Genomic DNA, 17259 nt, shown 5'->3' with positions numbered 1-17259 from the left:
CATTAAGCCTTCAGGAGTATTCCGGATGAGCAAGTTTCTCGATCGGTTTCGCTATTTTAAACAGCTGGCGGAGCCTTTCTCTGGCGAACATGGCCAGTCACTGAACAGCAACCGCGACTGGGAAGATGGTTACCGCAGTCGCTGGCAGCACGATAAAATTGTCCGCTCCACGCATGGGGTCAACTGCACCGGCTCCTGCAGCTGGAAAATCTACGTGAAAAATGGCCTGGTGACCTGGGAGACGCAACAGACCGACTATCCGCGTACCCGTCCCGATCTGCCTAATCACGAACCGCGTGGCTGTCCGCGTGGTGCCAGTTATTCCTAGTATCTCTACAGCGCCAACCGGCTGAAATATCCACTGATGCGTAAGAAGCTGATTCAGCTGTGGCGCGAGGCGAAACAGCAGCACAGCGATCCGGTTGATGCCTGGGCCTCGATTATCAGCAACCCGGAAAAAGCCAAAAGCTATAAGCAGGCGCGCGGCCGCGGTGGGTTTGTGCGGTCCAGCTGGCAGGAGGTCAATGAGATGATCGCCGCCGCTAACATCTGCACTGCGAAAACCTACGGTCCGGACCGGGTGATGGGTTTCTCACCTATTCCGGCGATGTCGATGGTCTCCTATGCGGCAGGCGCGCGTTATCTGTCGTTGATTGGCGGTACCTGCCTGAGTTTTTACGACTGGTATTGCGATCTGCCTCCGGCATCACCGATGACCTGGGGCGAACAGACCGACGTGCCGGAATCGGCCGACTGGTACAACTCTTCTTACATCATCGCCTGGGGCTCAAACGTGCCGCAGACGCGTACCCCTGATGCGCACTTCTTTACCGAAGTGCGTTACAAAGGCACCAAAACCGTGGCGGTGACGCCGGACTATGCCGAGGTTGCCAAGCTGTGCGACCAGTGGCTGAATCCGAAACAGGGCACCGACAGTGCAATGGCGCTGGCGATGGGCCACGTGATGCTGAAGGAGTTTCATCTCGATCGCGAAGTCAGCTATTTCAGCGACTACGTGCGTCGTTATACCGATATGCCAATGCTGGTGTTGCTGGAGCCGCGTGAAGGTGGCTTTTACGCCGCCGGACGCCAGCTGCGAGCCAGCGATCTGATCGATGGTCTCGGTCAGGATAATAATCCTGAATGGAAAACGGTGGCGATCAACGAGGCGACCGGCCAACTGGTGGCACCGCAGGGTTCAATCGGCTTCCGCTGGGGTGAAAAAGGTAAATGGAACCTTGAGCAGCGTGACGGGACGACGCAGCAGGAAGTTCAACTGCAGCTCAGTCTGCTGGGTGGCCATGACGAGGTGGTTGAAGTTGGTTTCCCTTACTTTGGCGGGATCACCAGTGAGCATTTCAACAGCGTCGCGCTGGATGAAATCCTGCTGCATAAGCTGCCGGTAAAACGTCTGCAACTGGCCGATGGCAGCGAAGCGCTGGTCACCAGCGTTTACGATCTGACGCTGGCAAACTACGGTCTGGAGCGCGGACTGGGTGATGCCAACTGCGCGCAAAACTACGACGAGGTGAAAGCGTACAGCCCGGCCTGGGCCGAGCAGATCACCGGCGTTTCGCGCCAGAATATTATCCGCATTGCCCGTGAATTTGCCGACAATGCTGAGAAGACCCGCGGCCGCTCAATGATTATCGTCGGTGCCGGTATGAACCACTGGTATCACATGGACATGAACTACCGTGGCCTGATGAACATGCTGATCTTCTGCGGCTGCGTCGGTCAGAGCGGCGGTGGCTGGGCGCACTATGTGGGTCAGGAGAAACTGCGTCCGCAGACCGGCTGGGCCCCGCTGGCATTTGGCCTCGACTGGCAACGTCCGCCACGTCAGATGAACAGTACCTCGTTCTTCTATAACCACTCCAGCCAGTGGCGTTATGAAACCCTCGCCACCAGCGAACTGCTGTCGCCGCTGGCAGATAAAAGTCGCTACAGCGGCAGCCTGATCGACCTTAACGTGCGTTCTGAGCGCATGGGCTGGCTCCCGTCGGCGCCGCAGCTCAACGTTAACCCGCTGCGTATCGCCGCACAGGCGCAAGCCGCTGGCCTGTCGCCGCTGGATTACACCGTTGAGAGTCTGAAAAAAGGCACGCTGCGTTTCGCCGCCGAACAGCCAGACGATCCGCAGAACTTCCCGCGTAACCTGTTTGTCTGGCGTTCTAACCTGCTCGGCTCATCCGGTAAAGGGCACGAATATATGCTGAAGTACCTGCTGGGTACTGAAAACGGCATTCAGGGTAAAGATCTGGGTAAGCAGGGCGGCGTGAAGCCTGAAGAGGTGGAGTGGCTGGATCAGGGGGCTGAAGGCAAACTGGATCTGGTGGTGACCCTCGATTTCCGTATGTCGAGTACCTGCCTCTACTCTGATGTGGTGCTGCCAACCGCCACCTGGTATGAAAAAGACGACATGAATACCTCGGATATGCATCCGTTTATTCATCCGCTCTCTGCCGCGGTCGATCCAGCCTGGGATTCAAAAAGCGACTGGGAAATCTATAAGGGCATCGCAAAAGCCTTCTCCGATCTCTGCCCTGGCCATTTAGGGGTAGAAACGGATGTGGTCACGCTGCCGGTACTGCACGATTCGCCAGCCGAACTGGCGCAGCCGTTTGACGCCAGAGACTGGAAGAAAGGCGAATGTGAGCTGATTCCAGGTAAAACCGCGCCACACATCATGCTGGTAGAGCGTGATTATCCGGCCACCTGGGCGCGCTTTACCTCACTGGGTCCGCTGCTTGATACCCTGGGTAACGGCGGCAAAGGCATCGGCTGGAATACTGAGAAAGAAGTCGATTTCCTTAAGCAGCTTAACTATGTCAAAGCGGATGGCCCGGCAGCGGGACGGCCGAATATCGACACGGCCATCGACGCGGCAGAAGTGATCCTGACGCTGGCCCCGGAAACCAACGGTCAGGTAGCCGTTAAAGCCTGGCAGGCGCTGGGTGAGATTACCGGCCGCGACCATACCCATCTGGCGCTGAACAAGGAAGATGAAAAAATTCGCTTCCGCGATATCCAGGCACAGCCGCGCAAAATCATCTCCAGCCCAACCTGGTCTGGTCTGGAAGACGAACATGTCTCCTACAACGCCTGCTACACCAACGTTCACGAGCTGATTCCGTGGCGCACCCTGAGTGGCCGCCAGCAACTGTATCAGGATCATGAGTGGATGCGTGCCTTTGGTGAAAGCCTGCTGGTCTACCGTCCGCCGATTGATACCCGTGCTGCCAAACCGTTGCTCAACAGCAAACCTAACGGTAATCCGGAGAAGGCGCTGAACTTCCTGACGCCACACCAGAAGTGGGGCATTCACTCCACCTACAGCGATAACCTGCTGATGCTGACCCTGTCGCGCGGCGGACCGATTGTCTGGATGAGCGAAGACGATGCCCGTGAACTGGGAATTGTCGATAACGACTGGATTGAGGCGTTCAATGCCAACGGTGCGCTGACCGCGCGTGCGGTGGTAAGCCAGCGTATTCCGGCCGGGATGACCATGATGTATCACGCCCAGGAACGTATTGTGAATATTCCGGGTTCAGAGATCACCAGCCAGCGCGGCGGTATTCATAACTCCGTCACCCGTACCTGTCCGAAACCGACCCATATGATCGGCGGCTATGCCCAGCTCTCCTGGGGCTTTAACTATTACGGCACCGTCGGTTCTAACCGCGATGAATTCGTGGTGGTAAGAAAAATGAACAACATTAACTGGTTAGACGGGGAAGGCAATGATGCCTGTCAGGGCAGCCAGCAGGAGGTAAAACCATGAAAATTCGCTCACAGGTCGGCATGGTGCTGAACCTCGACAAATGTATCGGCTGCCACACCTGCTCGGTAACCTGCAAAAACGTCTGGACCAGTCGTGAAGGGATGGAATATGCCTGGTTCAACAACGTAGAGAGCAAGCCCGGCGTCGGTTATCCCCACGCCTGGGAAGATCAGCAGAAATGGAAGGGCGGCTGGATCCGGAAAATCAACGGCAAGCTGGAGCCGCGCATGGGAAACCGTGTCGGCGTGCTGTCAAAAATCTTCGCTAACCCGGATGTGCCGGCGCTGGATGATTACTACGAACCGTTCGATTTCGATTACCAGCATCTGCACAATGCGCCGGCCGGTAAGCACCAGCCGATTGCGCGCCCGCGTTCACTGATCACCGGTCAGCGGATGAAAAAAATCGAAAATGGCCCGAACTGGGAAGAGATCCTCGGCGGTGAATTTTCCAAACGTTCACAGGATAAAAACTTCGACAATATCCAGAAGGATATTTACGGCCAGTTTGAACACACCTTCATGATGTATCTGCCGCGCCTGTGTGAGCATTGCCTCAACCCTGCCTGCGTGGCGACCTGTCCGAGTGGTGCCATCTACAAGCGTGAAGAAGATGGCATTGTGTTGATCGACCAGGATAAATGCCGTGGCTGGCGTATGTGCCTTACCGGCTGCCCGTACAAAAAGATCTACTTCAACTGGAAGAGCGGCAAATCAGAAAAATGCATTTTCTGCTATCCGCGTATTGAAGCCGGCCAGCCGACCGTCTGCTCGGAAACCTGTGTCGGACGTATCCGCTATCTCGGCGTACTGCTGTATGACGCAGACCGTATTGAACAGGCCGCCTCAGCAGAGAACGAAAAAGATCTCTATCAGAGCCAGCTGGATATCTTCCTCGATCCACACGATCCGGCGGTGATCGCCCAGGCGCTGAAAGATGGCGTAGCGCAAAGCGTGATTGACGCGGCGCAACGTTCGCCGGTGTACAAAATGGCGATGGACTGGAAGCTGGCGCTGCCGCTGCATCCGGAATATCGCACCCTGCCGATGGTGTGGTATGTGCCGCCGTTGTCACCGATTCAGTCAGCCGTCGACGGTGGTGCACTGGCGCACACCGGCGTGCTGCCGGACGTTGAAAGCCTGCGTATTCCGGTCGAGTATCTGGCGAACCTGCTGACCGCCGGTGATACCGCGCCGGTGCTGCTGGCGCTGAAACGCATGCTGGCGATGCGTCATTACAAGCGGGCAGAAAGCGTCGAAGGTAAACGCGATGTCCGGGCGCTGGAACAGGTCGGTCTGAGCGAAGCGCAGGCGCAGGAGATGTACCGTTATCTGGCTATCGCCAACTATGAAGATCGCTTTGTGGTGCCGTCCAGCCATCGCGAACTGGCACGTGAAGCCTTCCCGGAAAGTAAAGGCTGCGGCTTTAGCTTCGGCGATGGCTGCCACGGCAGCGACAGCAAATTCAACCTGTTCAACAGCCGCCGTATCGATGCCATCGACATCACTAAACAAACCGTACGCCCGGAGGATGCATCATGATTGCGCTACGTGTGCTGTCGCGCCTGCTGGATTACCCGGATGAGGCGCTGTTTAGCCACCATCAGAACCTGATTGAGGCGCTGGAAAGCGCCCCTGAACTCGACCCAGCGCAGAGCGCACGGCTGGTGGACTTTATCCACCAGCTCTGCGCCCGGCCACTGCTCGACGTTCAGGCTGATTACTGCGAACTGTTTGATCGCGGCCGCGCCACCTCGCTGTTGCTGTTTGAACATGTGCACGGTGAGTCACGCGATCGCGGTCAGGCGATGGTCGATCTGCTGGCGCAGTATCGGGCCGACGGACTGGAGCTGGATAGCAAAGAGCTGCCTGATTATCTCCCGCTTTACCTTGAATACCTCGCCTGTAAAACGGCTGATGAGGTGCGTCAGGGTTTAGAGGATATCGCGCCGATCCTGGCGCTCCTGGCGGCGCGGCTGGTGGAACGTGAAAGTCCCTATGCCGATCTGTTCAGTGCGCTGTTAACGCTTTCGGGTACCGCTATCCAGCCTGACGCCTTACGGCCGCAGGTGGCACAGGAAGCACGCGACGATACCCCGGCGGCCCTGGATGCCGTCTGGGAAGAGGAGCAGGTTAAATTTCTTGGCGAACAGGGCTGCGCCTCGGCGCAACAGGCCGCGCATCAGCGCCGTTTCGCCGCAGCGGTTGCGCCGCAGTATCTGGATATCGCTCAGGCTACTCCGCGCGCCACAGGAGAATCAGCATGAATTTTCTCAACACTTTCTTCTTTGATATTTACCCCTACCTTGCCGGGACGGTCTTTCTGGTCGGCAGCTGGCTGCGCTACGATTACGGGCAGTACAGCTGGCGCGCCGGTTCCAGCCAGATGCTGGATAAAAAAGGGATGCGGCTCGCCTCTAACCTGTTCCACATCGGCATCATCGGTATCTTTTTCGGCCATATCGTCGGGATGCTGACGCCTCACTGGATGTATCAATCCTTTCTGCCGCTCGACGTGAAGCAAAAACTGGCGATGATTGCCGGTGGCGTGTTTGGCGCGATGACGCTGGCCGGTGGCGCACTGTTGCTGAAACGCCGTCTGACTAACCCTCGGGTGCGGGCAACCAGCAGCGTCGGCGATATCCTTATCCTGAGCTTACTGGTGGCGCAGGCTACCCTCGGACTGCTGACCATTCCTTTCTCGGCACAGCATATGGATGGCAGCGAGATGATGAAGCTGGTGGGCTGGGCGCAGGCAGTGGTGACCTTCCATGGCGGTGCATCCCATCATCTTGACGGCGTGGCTCTGATCTACCGGCTACATATGGTGCTGGGAATGACGTTATTCCTGCTGTTTCCATTCTGCCGCCTGGTGCATATCTGGAGCGCGCCGGTGGAGTATCTCACCCGTCGTTATCAGCTGGTGAGAAATCGCCGCTGACGAGGTGACGGTCACCGGCACAGCGCGTCCGGTGACCGTTTTTCGGGGCAGTTTCTTGACGTTTTTTTAAGAATTTGACCTGTATGTCGTTGCGCTGAACGACTACTATTAGCGCATCTGAATCTACCCCCTCGTTTATGGATTACCGATGCGTCTCAAGCTAGCTCTCCTTGCGTTCATCCCGTTACTGGCCTCCTGCAGCAGCAAACCTGAAGTCCCCCAACAGCAAAAGATGCTGGCTGCACCGCAAGGTGGATTCTTGCTCCAGCCGTCGCACAGTGGATCCGCGATGTTTGGTGACTTTGCCGGCAACCCGGCGGCAGAACAATTTATCGATCAGATGGTGGAGAAGCACGGCTTCGATCGCCAGCAACTGCATAACATTATTGGTCAGGCAAAGCGGCTGGACTATGTGCTGCGCCTGATGGATCGCCAGGCACCGAGCTATACGCCGGCACCGGGACCTAACGGTGCCTGGATTCGCTATCGCAATAAGTTTATTACGCCGGACAACGTCCAAAACGGCGTCGCCTTCTGGGATCAATATCAGGATGCGCTGCAACGCGCGCAGCAGGTCTACGGCGTGCCGCCTGAAATCATCGTCGGCATCATTGGCGTTGAAACCCGCTGGGGGCGCGTGATGGGGAAAACGCGTATTCTGGATGCGCTAGCTACCTTATCCTTCAACTATCCGCGTCGCGCGGCTTACTTCAGCAGCGAACTGGAAACCTTCCTGTTGATGGCGCGTAATGAGCAGGACGATCCGCTGGCGCTGAAAGGCTCGTTTGCCGGGGCGATGGGCTATGGTCAGTTCATGCCATCGTCCTACAAAGAGTACGCGGTGGACTTCAACGGTGATGGCCACGCCAACCTGTGGGATCCGGTTGATGCCATCGGCAGCGTGGCGCACTACTTCCAGCAGCACGGCTGGCGCAGCGGCGAAAACATTGCGGTCCCGGCCAGTGGTCAGGCGCCCTTGCTTGAAGATGGCTTCAAGACCCGCTACAGCGTAGGCATGCTGGCTGCCTCCGGCCTGTCACCGCAGGGCTCACTCAATGGCAACGACCAGGTGAGCCTACTACGGCTTGATTTGGGCACCAGCTATCAGTACTGGTACGGTTTACCCAACTTTTATGTCATTACCCGTTATAACCACAGCACCCATTACGCGATGGCGGTGTGGCAGTTAGGCGAGGCCGTTAGCAAGGCGCGGCAGGGCGGAATGCTATAAAGACTGTCCTTATCAACTGTAAGGTTATATGATGACGCCCTTTTTCAGGCCCATCAGCCCTTGTTATCTCTGGAGTCGTTATGTCTTTACCTGCCTGCCCAGCCTGTCACGCCGATTACACCTGGCAAGATGGCGATAACCTTAACTGTCCTTCCTGTGGTCATATCTGGACCGAGGCGGAAAGTGACAGCAGCAATCAGTCGCTGGAAGTGCGTGACGCTAACGGCAATCTGCTGGCAGATGGCGACAGCGTCACAGTGATTAAAGATCTCAAGGTGAAGGGGAGTTCTTCGTCGCTGAAGATTGGCACCAAAGTGAAAAGTATCCGTCTGGTTGAAGGGGACCACAACATCGACTGTAAGATCGACGGTTTTGGTCCGATGAAATTGAAGTCTGAGTTCGTCAAAAAGAACTGAGGCTGGCGGGCGCAGGGAGGCGCCCGTAATGCTGATTAGCTGAATAACCGATCGAGCGCCGCACACTGTTGCGCGTCTAAAGTGCCACCGTAATTACGCGATGCGCTACGCATTGAATCATAGCGACGCGACACCGCGGTTTTTATCGTGGTCACAAAGTCATCACCGATGCTGTAAATCGCCATCATCCGGCCAATCTGTTGCTGGATACGCGTCAGTTCAGCCATATTGCCGTCACGCCACGCCTGCATCATTTGGGCAAAAACCTCCGGCACAATATTGTTCAGTCCCGAGATTACCCCGGCGCCACCCGCCAGCAGATTGGGCAACAGATATTCGTCATAGCCCGACAGCACCGCAAAATCGCTGCGTACCTTTTTTGTCTCGTCAATCATTGCCCGGTTATGCGACAGGCAGTCGACGGTATCCTTAATGCCGATGAAATTCGGCAGTTTTGCTGCTAACGCGGCGACCAGCGTGGGGGAGAGGTCGCAGCCGGTGCGCGCCGGAAAATTATAGGCAAACCACTTGCCGCCTAACTGCTGATCGAGCGTTTCAAAATAATGCATCAGCTGGTTCTGCGTCTGGCCGTAGTAGTAGGGCGGCAGAACCATCACCGCGTCGTAACCACTTTCCCATGCCGCTTCAGCCAGCGACAGCATATCCGCGACGCAGGTAGCGGAGACATTAGCCACCATTGTCAGCGGCGATAGGGGACGGGCTTCTTTAATCAGCTGTAAACGTTCCTGCTGCGTCAATGAGGCGAACTCGCCAATACTGCCCATGATCAGTAAGGTATCAATGCCTGAACGGTTGAGGCGCGAAAAATGGCGTCCGAGCGCATCGATATCGATCGCACCCTGCGCATTAAACGGGGTCACCGAGGGACACCAGACGCCGGCAAAGGCAGATTCTGCAGTCATGACTCACTCCTGAGTAGCGTTTAGGGAAAATGAAACAGTGTTTTAACTTAATTATTCCGCCTCAGCACCGCCAGCATTCGATTCAGAAATGAGCAACAGGTCGCACTTTTCCGCGTTTAAAGCGTCTTATCGATCGGTCACGTCAGATAACCAAACCGGAGGTGAGCATGAAAGAGTGGGATCCTGAGTTGTATCGCAAGTTTGAGGCGGAACGCACCCGCCCGGCACGTGAACTGCTGGCGCGCATCAGCGTTGAAGAGGTTGAACAGGTGACCGATTTGGGCTGCGGTCCGGGCAACAGCACCGAATTGCTGGCTGAAGCCTGGCCGCTGGCCACGGTCTGCGGGCTCGACAGTTCAGCAGCGATGTTAGCCCAGGCGCGCGAACGGTTACCGCACTGCCGCTTTGTACAGGCGGACATTCGCAGCTGGCAGGCAGAAACGCCTCAGCAGGTGATCTATGCCAATGCGTCGCTACAGTGGCTGGATAACCACGCGACGCTGTTTCCCCATCTGGTGGAACAACTGGCACCCGGCGGCGTGCTGGCAGTGCAGATGCCCGATAATCTCAATGAGCCCTCGCATCGATTGATGCGCGACGTGGCGGCGTCTGAACCCTGGCATTCCCGTATTGATGCCAAAACGGCGGACCGTAAACAGCTGCTCCCGACCGGCGACTATTACGATCTGCTCACCGGCACCGGCTGTGACGTGGATATCTGGCGCACCACCTATTATCACGTGATGGCCGATGCACAGGCGATTATCAGCTGGCTACAGGCGACCGGCCTGCGCCCGTTTCTGGCCATGCTGGATGAAGCCGAACAGGCGGATTTTCTGGCGGCCTATCATCAGCGTTTGCTCAGCGCCTATCCGGCGCAGCGCGATGGTCAGGTTCTGCTCGCTTTCCCGCGTCTTTTTATCGTTGCCGTGAAAAAAAGCTGAGGTTAAGGGAAAACAGGCCGCAAAAAGCGGGCAATACTTAAGACAGGGCTTGAAAAAGTGGCGGTGTTGCACCACTTTCATTGCACCACCTGAGGGAGAAACACGATGGATGATCGGCAGTTGCAGGCGCTTAGCGCGCAGATCGGTGAGAAACTTAAGCAGCAAAACGCCACCGTAACCTGTGCAGAATCCTGCACCGGAGGGTGGATTGCCAAGGTGTTTACTGACATCAGTGGCAGCTCAGCCTGGTTTGAACGCGGCTTCGTGACCTACAGTAATGATGCCAAGCAGCAGCTGGTGGGCGTTCAGGCAACGTCGCTGGAACAGTACGGAGCGGTGAGTGAAGCCGTGGTGCGCGAAATGGCGCTGGGCGCAAGGCACGCCGCCCGGGCAGACTACGCCATCTCCGTGAGCGGTATTGCCGGGCCGGATGGCGGCAGTGCGGAAAAACCGGTCGGCACCGTCTGGTTCGGTTTTGCCGGTCCGCAGGATAAAGTCCTGACTTTTCAGCAGCATTTCTCCGGTGACCGTGAGGCGGTACGCCGCCAGTCCGTCGCCTGGGCACTACAGCGGCTGTATGGCGAATTTCTGACAAATTAAACTTGATACTGTATGACTATACAGTATAATTGTCGGCAACAGAAAGAGTGCAGGCACCCCTGAGTGCGTGTTTACCCGGCTTGATTAGGAGTTGAAATGGCGATTGATGAAAACAAACAAAAGGCTTTAGCTGCCGCGCTGGGCCAGATTGAGAAGCAATTTGGTAAAGGCTCCATCATGCGCTTGGGTGAAGACCGCTCAATGGATGTGGAAACCATCTCTACCGGTTCGCTGTCGCTGGACATTGCGTTAGGCGCAGGCGGTCTGCCAATGGGCCGTATCGTTGAGATTTACGGGCCAGAGTCTTCAGGTAAAACCACGCTGACCCTGCAGGTAATCGCGTCAGCACAGCGTAAAGGCAAAACCTGTGCCTTTATCGATGCTGAGCATGCGCTGGATCCGGTTTACGCCAAGAAACTGGGCGTAGACATCGACAACCTGCTTTGTTCGCAGCCAGACACCGGTGAGCAGGCGCTGGAGATTTGTGATGCGCTGGCCCGCTCAGGCGCGGTTGACGTAATCATTGTCGACTCCGTGGCGGCACTGACGCCGAAAGCGGAAATTGAAGGTGAAATCGGTGACTCACACATGGGCCTGGCGGCACGTATGATGAGCCAGGCGATGCGTAAGCTTGCCGGTAACCTGAAGCAGTCCAACACCCTGCTGATCTTCATCAACCAGATCCGTATGAAAATTGGTGTGATGTTTGGTAACCCGGAAACCACTACCGGTGGTAACGCGCTGAAGTTCTACGCTTCTGTCCGTCTTGATATCCGCCGTATCGGCGCTATCAAAGAGGGCGATAACGTGGTGGGCAGTGAGACCCGCGTTAAAGTGGTGAAAAACAAAATCGCGGCGCCATTTAAACAGGCAGAGTTCCAGATCATGTACGGCGAAGGCATCAACACCTTCGGCGAACTGGTCGACCTGGGCGTGAAGCACAAGCTGATCGAAAAAGCGGGTGCATGGTACAGCTACCAGGGCGATAAGATTGGTCAGGGTAAATCGAATGCCAGCAACTTCCTCAAAGAGAATGCGGCTGTCGCAAACGAGATTGATCTGAAGTTACGTGAAATGTTACTGAACGGCGCTGACGATAAGCTTGCCGCAGAGCAGTCTGCTGACAAAGTTGAAAACGCAGCCAGTGAAGCGAACGAAGACTTCTAATCACTCACGCGGGGGTGGAGAAATCCACTCCCGTTGTTTTTTACCACTTACCCTCTCTTTCTTACCTTTCTTCTCTCCCGATCTGTCGCCATAATCCCCTTCCCGTTAGTACAAGGTGCGCAGTATGTCTGAACAATCCCAGCCCCAACCCAACATTGTCTCTTTTTCTCGTCTGCTCGACCGTGCGATGCGCATTCTTGGACAGCGCGATCACAGTCGTGCCGAATTAGCGCGTAAGCTGCAACAGTCGGCGCAGCGTGCGGCGTGGGCACAGCAGAAAGAGCCGGAAATCGTCACCGAAGAGCTGCTGGAAAAAGTGCTCAACTGGTGCCAGGAAAATGGCTGGCTAAACGACGCGCGTTTCACCGAACGTTTTATTCAGAGCCGAAGCCGCAAAGGTTTTGGTTCACAGCGGGTACGTCTGGAACTGGCGCAGAAGGGGATCGATCGCGAGGCGATTGATATTGCGATGGAAGAGACCGAGGTGGACTGGTCTGCCTGTGCTGCCCAGCTGGCTGAACGTAAATTCGGACACCCGTTACCGAAAGAATGGAAAGAGAAAGCCAAAGTACTACGCTATCTACAGTCAAAAGGCTTCATGAGCGAAGATATTCAGTCCGTTTTCAGAAATTTTGACGACTAAAAGCCGATGTAATTTTACTTCCCACTGAAGAAAATTTATCTTATTCCCACTTTTTGTTCCTCTAATCAGGCGCCGCCAGGATGTGGCATCGCGGAAAAGATGGAACGTTCGTTAGCGTGATTCCAGGATATATATGAGCAAGAGCACTGCTGAGATCCGTCAAGCGTTTCTCGACTTTTTTCATAGCAAGGGACATCAGGTTGTAACCAGCAGCTCCCTCGTACCGAATAACGATCCGACGTTGCTGTTTACCAACGCCGGAATGAACCAGTTCAAAGATGTTTTCCTCGGCCAGGACAAGCGTGATTACTCACGTGCGACCACTTCACAGCGCTGCGTGCGTGCCGGTGGCAAACACAACGATCTTGAAAATGTCGGCTACACCGCACGTCACCACACTTTCTTTGAAATGCTGGGTAATTTCAGCTTTGGTGACTACTTCAAGAAAGAGGCAATCGCTTTTGCCTGGGAACTGTTGACGAGCGAGCAGTGGTTCGGCCTGCCAAAAGAGCGTCTGTGGGTTACGGTATATGAAACCGATGATGAAGCTTATGCCATCTGGGCCAACGAGATTGGCGTGCCGCACGAACGCATTATCCGTATCGGCGACAACAAGGGCGGGGCTTACGCGTCAGATAACTTCTGGCAGATGGGCGACACCGGCCCTTGCGGTCCCTGCAGCGAAATTTTCTACGATCACGGCGATCACATCTGGGGTGGACCACCAGGCAGCCCGGAAGAGGATGGCGACCGCTACATTGAGATCTGGAACATCGTCTTCATGCAGTTCAATCGTCAGGCGGATGGCACCATGCTGCCGCTGCCGAAACCGTCGGTTGATACCGGCATGGGCCTGGAGCGCATTACTGCCGTACTGCAACACGTCAACTCTAACTATGAAATCGACCTGTTCCAGAAACTGATCCAGGCGGTAGCGCAGGTGACCGGTGCCACCGATCTGAGCAATAAATCACTGCGCGTGATTGCCGATCATATCCGCTCCTGTGCATTCCTGATTGCCGATGGCGTGATCCCGTCGAATGAGAACCGTGGTTACGTGCTGCGTCGCATCATTCGTCGTGCCGTACGTCATGGCAACATGCTGGGCGCGAAAGACGCATTCTTCTATAAGCTGGTCGCGCCGCTGGTTGAGGTGATGGGATCGGCCGGTGAAGAGTTACAGCGTCAGCAGGCTCAGGTTGAGCAGGTGCTGAAAAGCGAAGAAGAGCAATTCGCTAAGACTCTGGAACGCGGCCTGGCGCTGCTGGACGAAGAGCTGGCGAAACTGCAGGGTGATACGCTGGATGGCGAAACGGTCTTCCGTCTGTACGATACCTTTGGCTTCCCGGCTGACCTGACGGCTGATGTCTGCCGCGAACGCAATCTGAAGATCGACGAAGCGGGCTTCGAGCAGGCGATGGAGCAACAGCGCCAGCGCGCACGTGAAGCGAGTGGTTTCGGCGCGGATTACAGCAACGTTATTCGTATCGATGCGGCGTCCTCGTTCAAAGGCTACGACCAGCTGGATTTAGCCGCGACGGTGAAAGCGCTGTACGTGGCAGGCGAGTCGGTGAATGAAGTCACCGAAGGCCAGGAAGCGGTTGTGGTACTGGATGAAACGCCATTCTATGGCGAATCAGGCGGACAGGTCGGCGATACCGGCGTGCTGACAGGGAAGAATGCTGAATTTAGCGTACAGGACACACAAAAATATGGTCAGGCAATCGGTCATATCGGTAAGCTGACGGCAGGGCAGTTACGTATCGGCGATCGCCTTGAAGCAAAAGTTGATGCGGCACGCCGGGCGCGTATCCGTCTTAACCACTCTGCAACCCACTTATTGCATGCCGCGCTGCGTCAGGTATTAGGTGAGCATGTTGCACAGAAGGGATCTCTGGTTAACGATAAATACCTGCGTTTTGACTTCTCGCATTTCGAAGCGATGAAACCTCAGGAGATTCGCCAGGTCGAAGATATTGTCAACGCGCAGATTCGTCGCAACTTGCCGGTTGAAACCGACGTGATGGATCTTGAGGCGGCGAAATCTAAAGGTGCCATGGCGCTGTTTGGCGAAAAATATGATCAGCGCGTGCGCGTCCTGACCATGGGTGATTTCTCGGTTGAGCTGTGCGGCGGCACGCACGCGGCACGTACCGGCGACATCGGTCTGTTCCGTATCCAGGCTGAGTCAGGCACTGCGGCGGGTGTTCGTCGTATTGAAGCGATTACCGGTGAAGGCGCCCTGGCGCAGGTCAATGCGCAGAGCAGCCAGCTGCACGATCTGGCGCAGCTGGTGAAAGCCAACAGCAGCAACCTGAATGAAAAAGTACGTGGTCTGGTGGATCACGTACGGGCGCTGGAGAAAGAGTTGCAGCAACTGCGCGATCAGCAAGCAGCGCAGGAGAGCGCGTCTCTGAGCAGCAGTGCCATCGACGTGAAAGGCGTGAAGCTGCTGGTCAGTGAGCTGAATAACGTTGAGCCGAAAATGTTACGTACCATGGTGGATGACCTGAAAAACCAGTTGGGTTCGGCCATCATTGTGTTAGCGACGGTTGCGGAAGGTAAAGTGTCGTTAATCGCTGGCGTGACCAAAGATCTGACTGACCGGGTTAAAGCCGGTGAACTGATTGCAGGTCTGGCGCAGCAGGTCGGCGGCAAGGGCGGTGGACGCCCGGATATGGCGCAGGCTGGTGGAACCGATGTGGCGGCCCTGAAAGGCGCGTTAGCAGGGGTTGAGGACTGGGTCAGCAGCCGTCTGTAAGTGAATTAAAACAAGGCATCGTATAAAGCGTCAGAACGGTTGTTCCGGCGCTTTTTCATACGATGTCAGAGTAGCAAATGACAAAGTCAGGTTGATGTAGTGTATTTCGGCTAAACTAACTATCAGCAGAATGTATTAGCGCATCGATGTGCATTGGTGTATTTGTCATACTCATTGTGCAGCGTTAAATGATGGATAATGCCGGGAGCCTGTACAAGCCCGACTCTTTTAATCTTTCAAGGAGCAAAGAATGCTTATTCTAACTCGTCGAGTTGGTGAAACCCTCATGATCGGTGATGAGGTGACTGTAACGGTGCTGGGTGTTAAAGGTAACCAGGTTCGCATCGGGGTTAACGCTCCGAAAGAAGTGTCTGTGCATCGCGAAGAGATCTATCAACGCATCCAGGCTGAAAAAACGCAACAAACCAGCGTTTAACGGATTCAGCGTCTCGCACCTGTGCGAGGCGCTACCGCTTTATCGACCCATTCCCTCCTTTTTCTTTTCTCCCTCTTATTCCCTTTTTTGTTAACTGCATCATCTTTCATTGTTGATAATTCACTCTTTTTGCCGTCATTTTGCCCCAATTGTCTGTCATTTGTTCAATCAAACAAACCTTCGGAAAAATTGTTTGACTTATAAGTGCGGGAAAGTAATATGTGCGCCACGCAGTGCCGATGAGCGGAAACAAAGTTCAGCGGCGCAGTTCGGAAGAACGCGTAAGGTGAGGTGGCCGAGAGGCTGAAGGCGCTCCCCTGCTAAGGGAGTATACGGTCAAAAGCTGTATCGAGGGTTCGAATCCCTCCCTCACCGCCATTTCCGATGCATCCATAGCTCAGCTGGATAGAGTACTCGGCTACGAACCGAGCGGTCGGAGGTTCGAATCCTCCTGGATGCACCATATTTTCGAATATGGAGAAGTGCCTCAGTGTGACATGACGCAATTAGTGTTCAGGTCGTACTAAGGAGGTTAACGTTGCATCAGCAACGGCCCGCAGGGCGAAGCGCAAGCTGAGTAATCCTCCTGGATGCACCATCGGAATAAAAACAAAGTGAACTAGCAATTCCTTTCATGGTGAGTAGTTAGCACCCTGCGTTGTACAAGAATTAAATCAATGCATCCATAGCTCAGCTGGATAGAGTACTCGGCTACGAACCGAGCGGTCGGAGGTTCGAATCCTCCTGGATGCACCATTCTTCGTATCATTCCCAGGTTGATTTCTGAAAGTCCATAAAAAGTAATTCCCCAATGCATCCATAGCTCAGCTGGATAGAGTACTCGGCTACGAACCGAGCGGTCGGAGGTTCGAATCCTCCTGGATGCACCATATCTTCGGATAGGGAAGTGCCTTAGTGTGTCATAGCGTGAAAATCGTCAGACTGCACTAACGAGGATAGCGTTGCCTCAGCAACGGCCCGCAGGCCGAAAAGTAAGCTGAGACATTATCCGCGATGCACTCTTCACTTTGCTGTTTTGCCGGTTAGCAACCTGCTCCGTAATCCCCCAGATTTCCGTTGCATCCATAGCTCAGCTGGATAGAGTACTCGGCTACGAACCGAGCGGTCGGAGGTTCGAATCCTCCTGGATGCACCATCTCTTTCGATATCATTATCTCCTCAGCGTCTTATAGCGTTCTCATTGTTCAGGCTGCACTAACGTGCATAACGTTGCCTCAGCAACGGCCCGCACTGGTGCCTCCTCTGAATGAGCCCTTTGCATTTCTTCCTCTACTGCTCACGTTTAATCGCAAAACTGACCTGCCCCCAGGATTAGATACAACGCTCACTTAGTAATGTCGGAACCTTCATTTTCAGAATTACCCTTTCTCCAGCCCGCCGCAAATTCAGA

12 protein-coding genes, 5 tRNA genes and 1 pseudogene are annotated in these 17259 nt (G+C 55.2%); 17 read left to right on the top strand and 1 reads right to left on the bottom strand.

The genetic code is table 11. From position 1 onward, the window contains the following. The first annotated feature begins 25 nt into the window (after nt 1-25). The 6 genes and pseudogenes from FHW04_RS11885 to FHW04_RS11860 all read left to right on the top strand — a co-directional run bounded on the left by FHW04_RS11885 (nt 26) and on the right by FHW04_RS11860 (nt 8374). Nucleotides 26-3787 (top strand): annotated as a pseudogene (locus tag FHW04_RS11885) (nitrate reductase subunit alpha). Further along, nucleotides 3784-5328 carry a nitrate reductase subunit beta gene (gene narH / locus FHW04_RS11880; RefSeq protein WP_031374760.1) on the top strand — a complete coding sequence of 515 codons (1545 nt, stop codon included), beginning with the start codon at nt 3784-3786 and terminating at the stop codon, nt 5326-5328. Before FHW04_RS11885 ends, narH begins: the two are co-directional and overlap by 4 nt. Next, entirely contained in the window at nt 5325-6053 is a 729-nt protein-coding gene (narJ, locus tag FHW04_RS11875; protein ID WP_069728901.1) for a nitrate reductase molybdenum cofactor assembly chaperone, read from the top strand. The genes narH and narJ overlap by 4 nt, the downstream gene beginning before the upstream one ends. Beyond that, on the top strand, nt 6050-6727 hold the full coding sequence (gene narI / locus FHW04_RS11870) for a respiratory nitrate reductase subunit gamma (RefSeq protein WP_031374762.1): 678 nt from the start codon (nt 6050-6052) through the stop codon (nt 6725-6727). The genes narJ and narI overlap by 4 nt, the downstream gene beginning before the upstream one ends. A 148-nt stretch (nt 6728-6875) precedes the next feature. Next, nucleotides 6876-7958: a lytic murein transglycosylase B gene (mltB, locus tag FHW04_RS11865; RefSeq protein WP_031374763.1), complete on the top strand. Its 1083-nt coding sequence runs from the start codon at nt 6876-6878 to the stop codon at nt 7956-7958. Between the two features lie 80 nt (nt 7959-8038). Further along, nucleotides 8039-8374: a zinc ribbon domain-containing protein YjdM gene (locus FHW04_RS11860; protein WP_031374764.1), complete on the top strand. Its 336-nt coding sequence runs from the start codon at nt 8039-8041 to the stop codon at nt 8372-8374. A 35-nt stretch (nt 8375-8409) separates the two neighbouring features. On the opposite strand, the gene FHW04_RS11855 is transcribed toward FHW04_RS11860, so the two are convergent. Then, nucleotides 8410-9297, bottom strand: a complete 888-nt coding sequence (locus FHW04_RS11855; protein WP_031374765.1) for a dihydrodipicolinate synthase family protein — start codon at nt 9295-9297, stop codon at nt 8410-8412. Between the two features lie 167 nt (nt 9298-9464). Between FHW04_RS11855 and tam the strand changes: the two genes are divergently transcribed. The 11 genes from tam (at nt 9465) to FHW04_RS11800 (ending at nt 17004) form a co-directional block, all read left to right on the top strand. Further along, nucleotides 9465-10241 carry a trans-aconitate 2-methyltransferase gene (gene tam / locus FHW04_RS11850; protein ID WP_089561190.1) on the top strand — a complete coding sequence of 259 codons (777 nt, stop codon included), beginning with the start codon at nt 9465-9467 and terminating at the stop codon, nt 10239-10241. A 105-nt stretch (nt 10242-10346) separates the two neighbouring features. Beyond that, nucleotides 10347-10841: a nicotinamide-nucleotide amidase gene (pncC, locus tag FHW04_RS11845; RefSeq protein ID WP_046289604.1), complete on the top strand. Its 495-nt coding sequence runs from the start codon at nt 10347-10349 to the stop codon at nt 10839-10841. A gap of 96 nt (nt 10842-10937) precedes the next feature. Further along, a complete protein-coding gene (gene recA / locus FHW04_RS11840; RefSeq protein ID WP_031374767.1) occupies nt 10938-12008 on the top strand; it encodes a recombinase RecA in 1071 nt (356 codons plus the stop codon). Between the two features lie 124 nt (nt 12009-12132). Then, on the top strand, nt 12133-12651 hold the full coding sequence (locus tag FHW04_RS11835) for a regulatory protein RecX (protein ID WP_031374768.1): 519 nt from the start codon (nt 12133-12135) through the stop codon (nt 12649-12651). 133 nt (nt 12652-12784) lie between these two features. Next, nucleotides 12785-15412 carry an alanine--tRNA ligase gene (alaS, locus tag FHW04_RS11830; RefSeq protein WP_069728902.1) on the top strand — a complete coding sequence of 876 codons (2628 nt, stop codon included), beginning with the start codon at nt 12785-12787 and terminating at the stop codon, nt 15410-15412. 250 nt (nt 15413-15662) lie between these two features. After that, nucleotides 15663-15848 carry a carbon storage regulator CsrA gene (gene csrA, locus FHW04_RS11825; RefSeq protein WP_008927091.1) on the top strand — a complete coding sequence of 62 codons (186 nt, stop codon included), beginning with the start codon at nt 15663-15665 and terminating at the stop codon, nt 15846-15848. Nucleotides 15849-16133: 285 nt separating this feature from the next. Beyond that, nucleotides 16134-16226, top strand: a tRNA-Ser gene (locus tag FHW04_RS11820). Nucleotides 16227-16234: 8 nt separating this feature from the next. Then, nucleotides 16235-16311, top strand: a tRNA-Arg gene (locus FHW04_RS11815). Nucleotides 16312-16527: 216 nt separating this feature from the next. Then, a tRNA-Arg gene (locus FHW04_RS11810) sits at nt 16528-16604 on the top strand. Between the two features lie 57 nt (nt 16605-16661). After that, nucleotides 16662-16738, top strand: a tRNA-Arg gene (locus FHW04_RS11805). 189 nt (nt 16739-16927) lie between these two features. Beyond that, nucleotides 16928-17004, top strand: a tRNA-Arg gene (locus tag FHW04_RS11800). Nucleotides 17005-17259 lie beyond the last annotated feature (255 nt).

It is taken from the genome of Pantoea sp. AN62, assembly GCF_050432985.1.
Taxonomy (GTDB): domain Bacteria; phylum Pseudomonadota; class Gammaproteobacteria; order Enterobacterales; family Enterobacteriaceae; genus Pantoea; species Pantoea brenneri.
This window is presented reverse-complemented; position numbering and strand designations above follow the sequence as displayed.

Coding starts and splice junctions, on each gene's coding strand:
- FHW04_RS11835 (WP_031374768.1), top strand. CDS start 12,133: ATGTCTGAACAATCCCAGCCCCAACCCAACATTGTCTCTTTTTCTCGT.
- FHW04_RS11860 (WP_031374764.1), top strand. CDS start 8,039: ATGTCTTTACCTGCCTGCCCAGCCTGTCACGCCGATTACACCTGGCAA.
- recA (WP_031374767.1), top strand. CDS start 10,938: ATGGCGATTGATGAAAACAAACAAAAGGCTTTAGCTGCCGCGCTGGGC.
- narJ (WP_069728901.1), top strand. CDS start 5,325: ATGATTGCGCTACGTGTGCTGTCGCGCCTGCTGGATTACCCGGATGAG.
- pncC (WP_046289604.1), top strand. CDS start 10,347: ATGGATGATCGGCAGTTGCAGGCGCTTAGCGCGCAGATCGGTGAGAAA.
- alaS (WP_069728902.1), top strand. CDS start 12,785: ATGAGCAAGAGCACTGCTGAGATCCGTCAAGCGTTTCTCGACTTTTTT.
- tam (WP_089561190.1), top strand. CDS start 9,465: ATGAAAGAGTGGGATCCTGAGTTGTATCGCAAGTTTGAGGCGGAACGC.
- mltB (WP_031374763.1), top strand. CDS start 6,876: ATGCGTCTCAAGCTAGCTCTCCTTGCGTTCATCCCGTTACTGGCCTCC.
- narI (WP_031374762.1), top strand. CDS start 6,050: ATGAATTTTCTCAACACTTTCTTCTTTGATATTTACCCCTACCTTGCC.
- csrA (WP_008927091.1), top strand. CDS start 15,663: ATGCTTATTCTAACTCGTCGAGTTGGTGAAACCCTCATGATCGGTGAT.
- FHW04_RS11855 (WP_031374765.1), bottom strand. CDS start 9,297: ATGACTGCAGAATCTGCCTTTGCCGGCGTCTGGTGTCCCTCGGTGACC.
- narH (WP_031374760.1), top strand. CDS start 3,784: ATGAAAATTCGCTCACAGGTCGGCATGGTGCTGAACCTCGACAAATGT.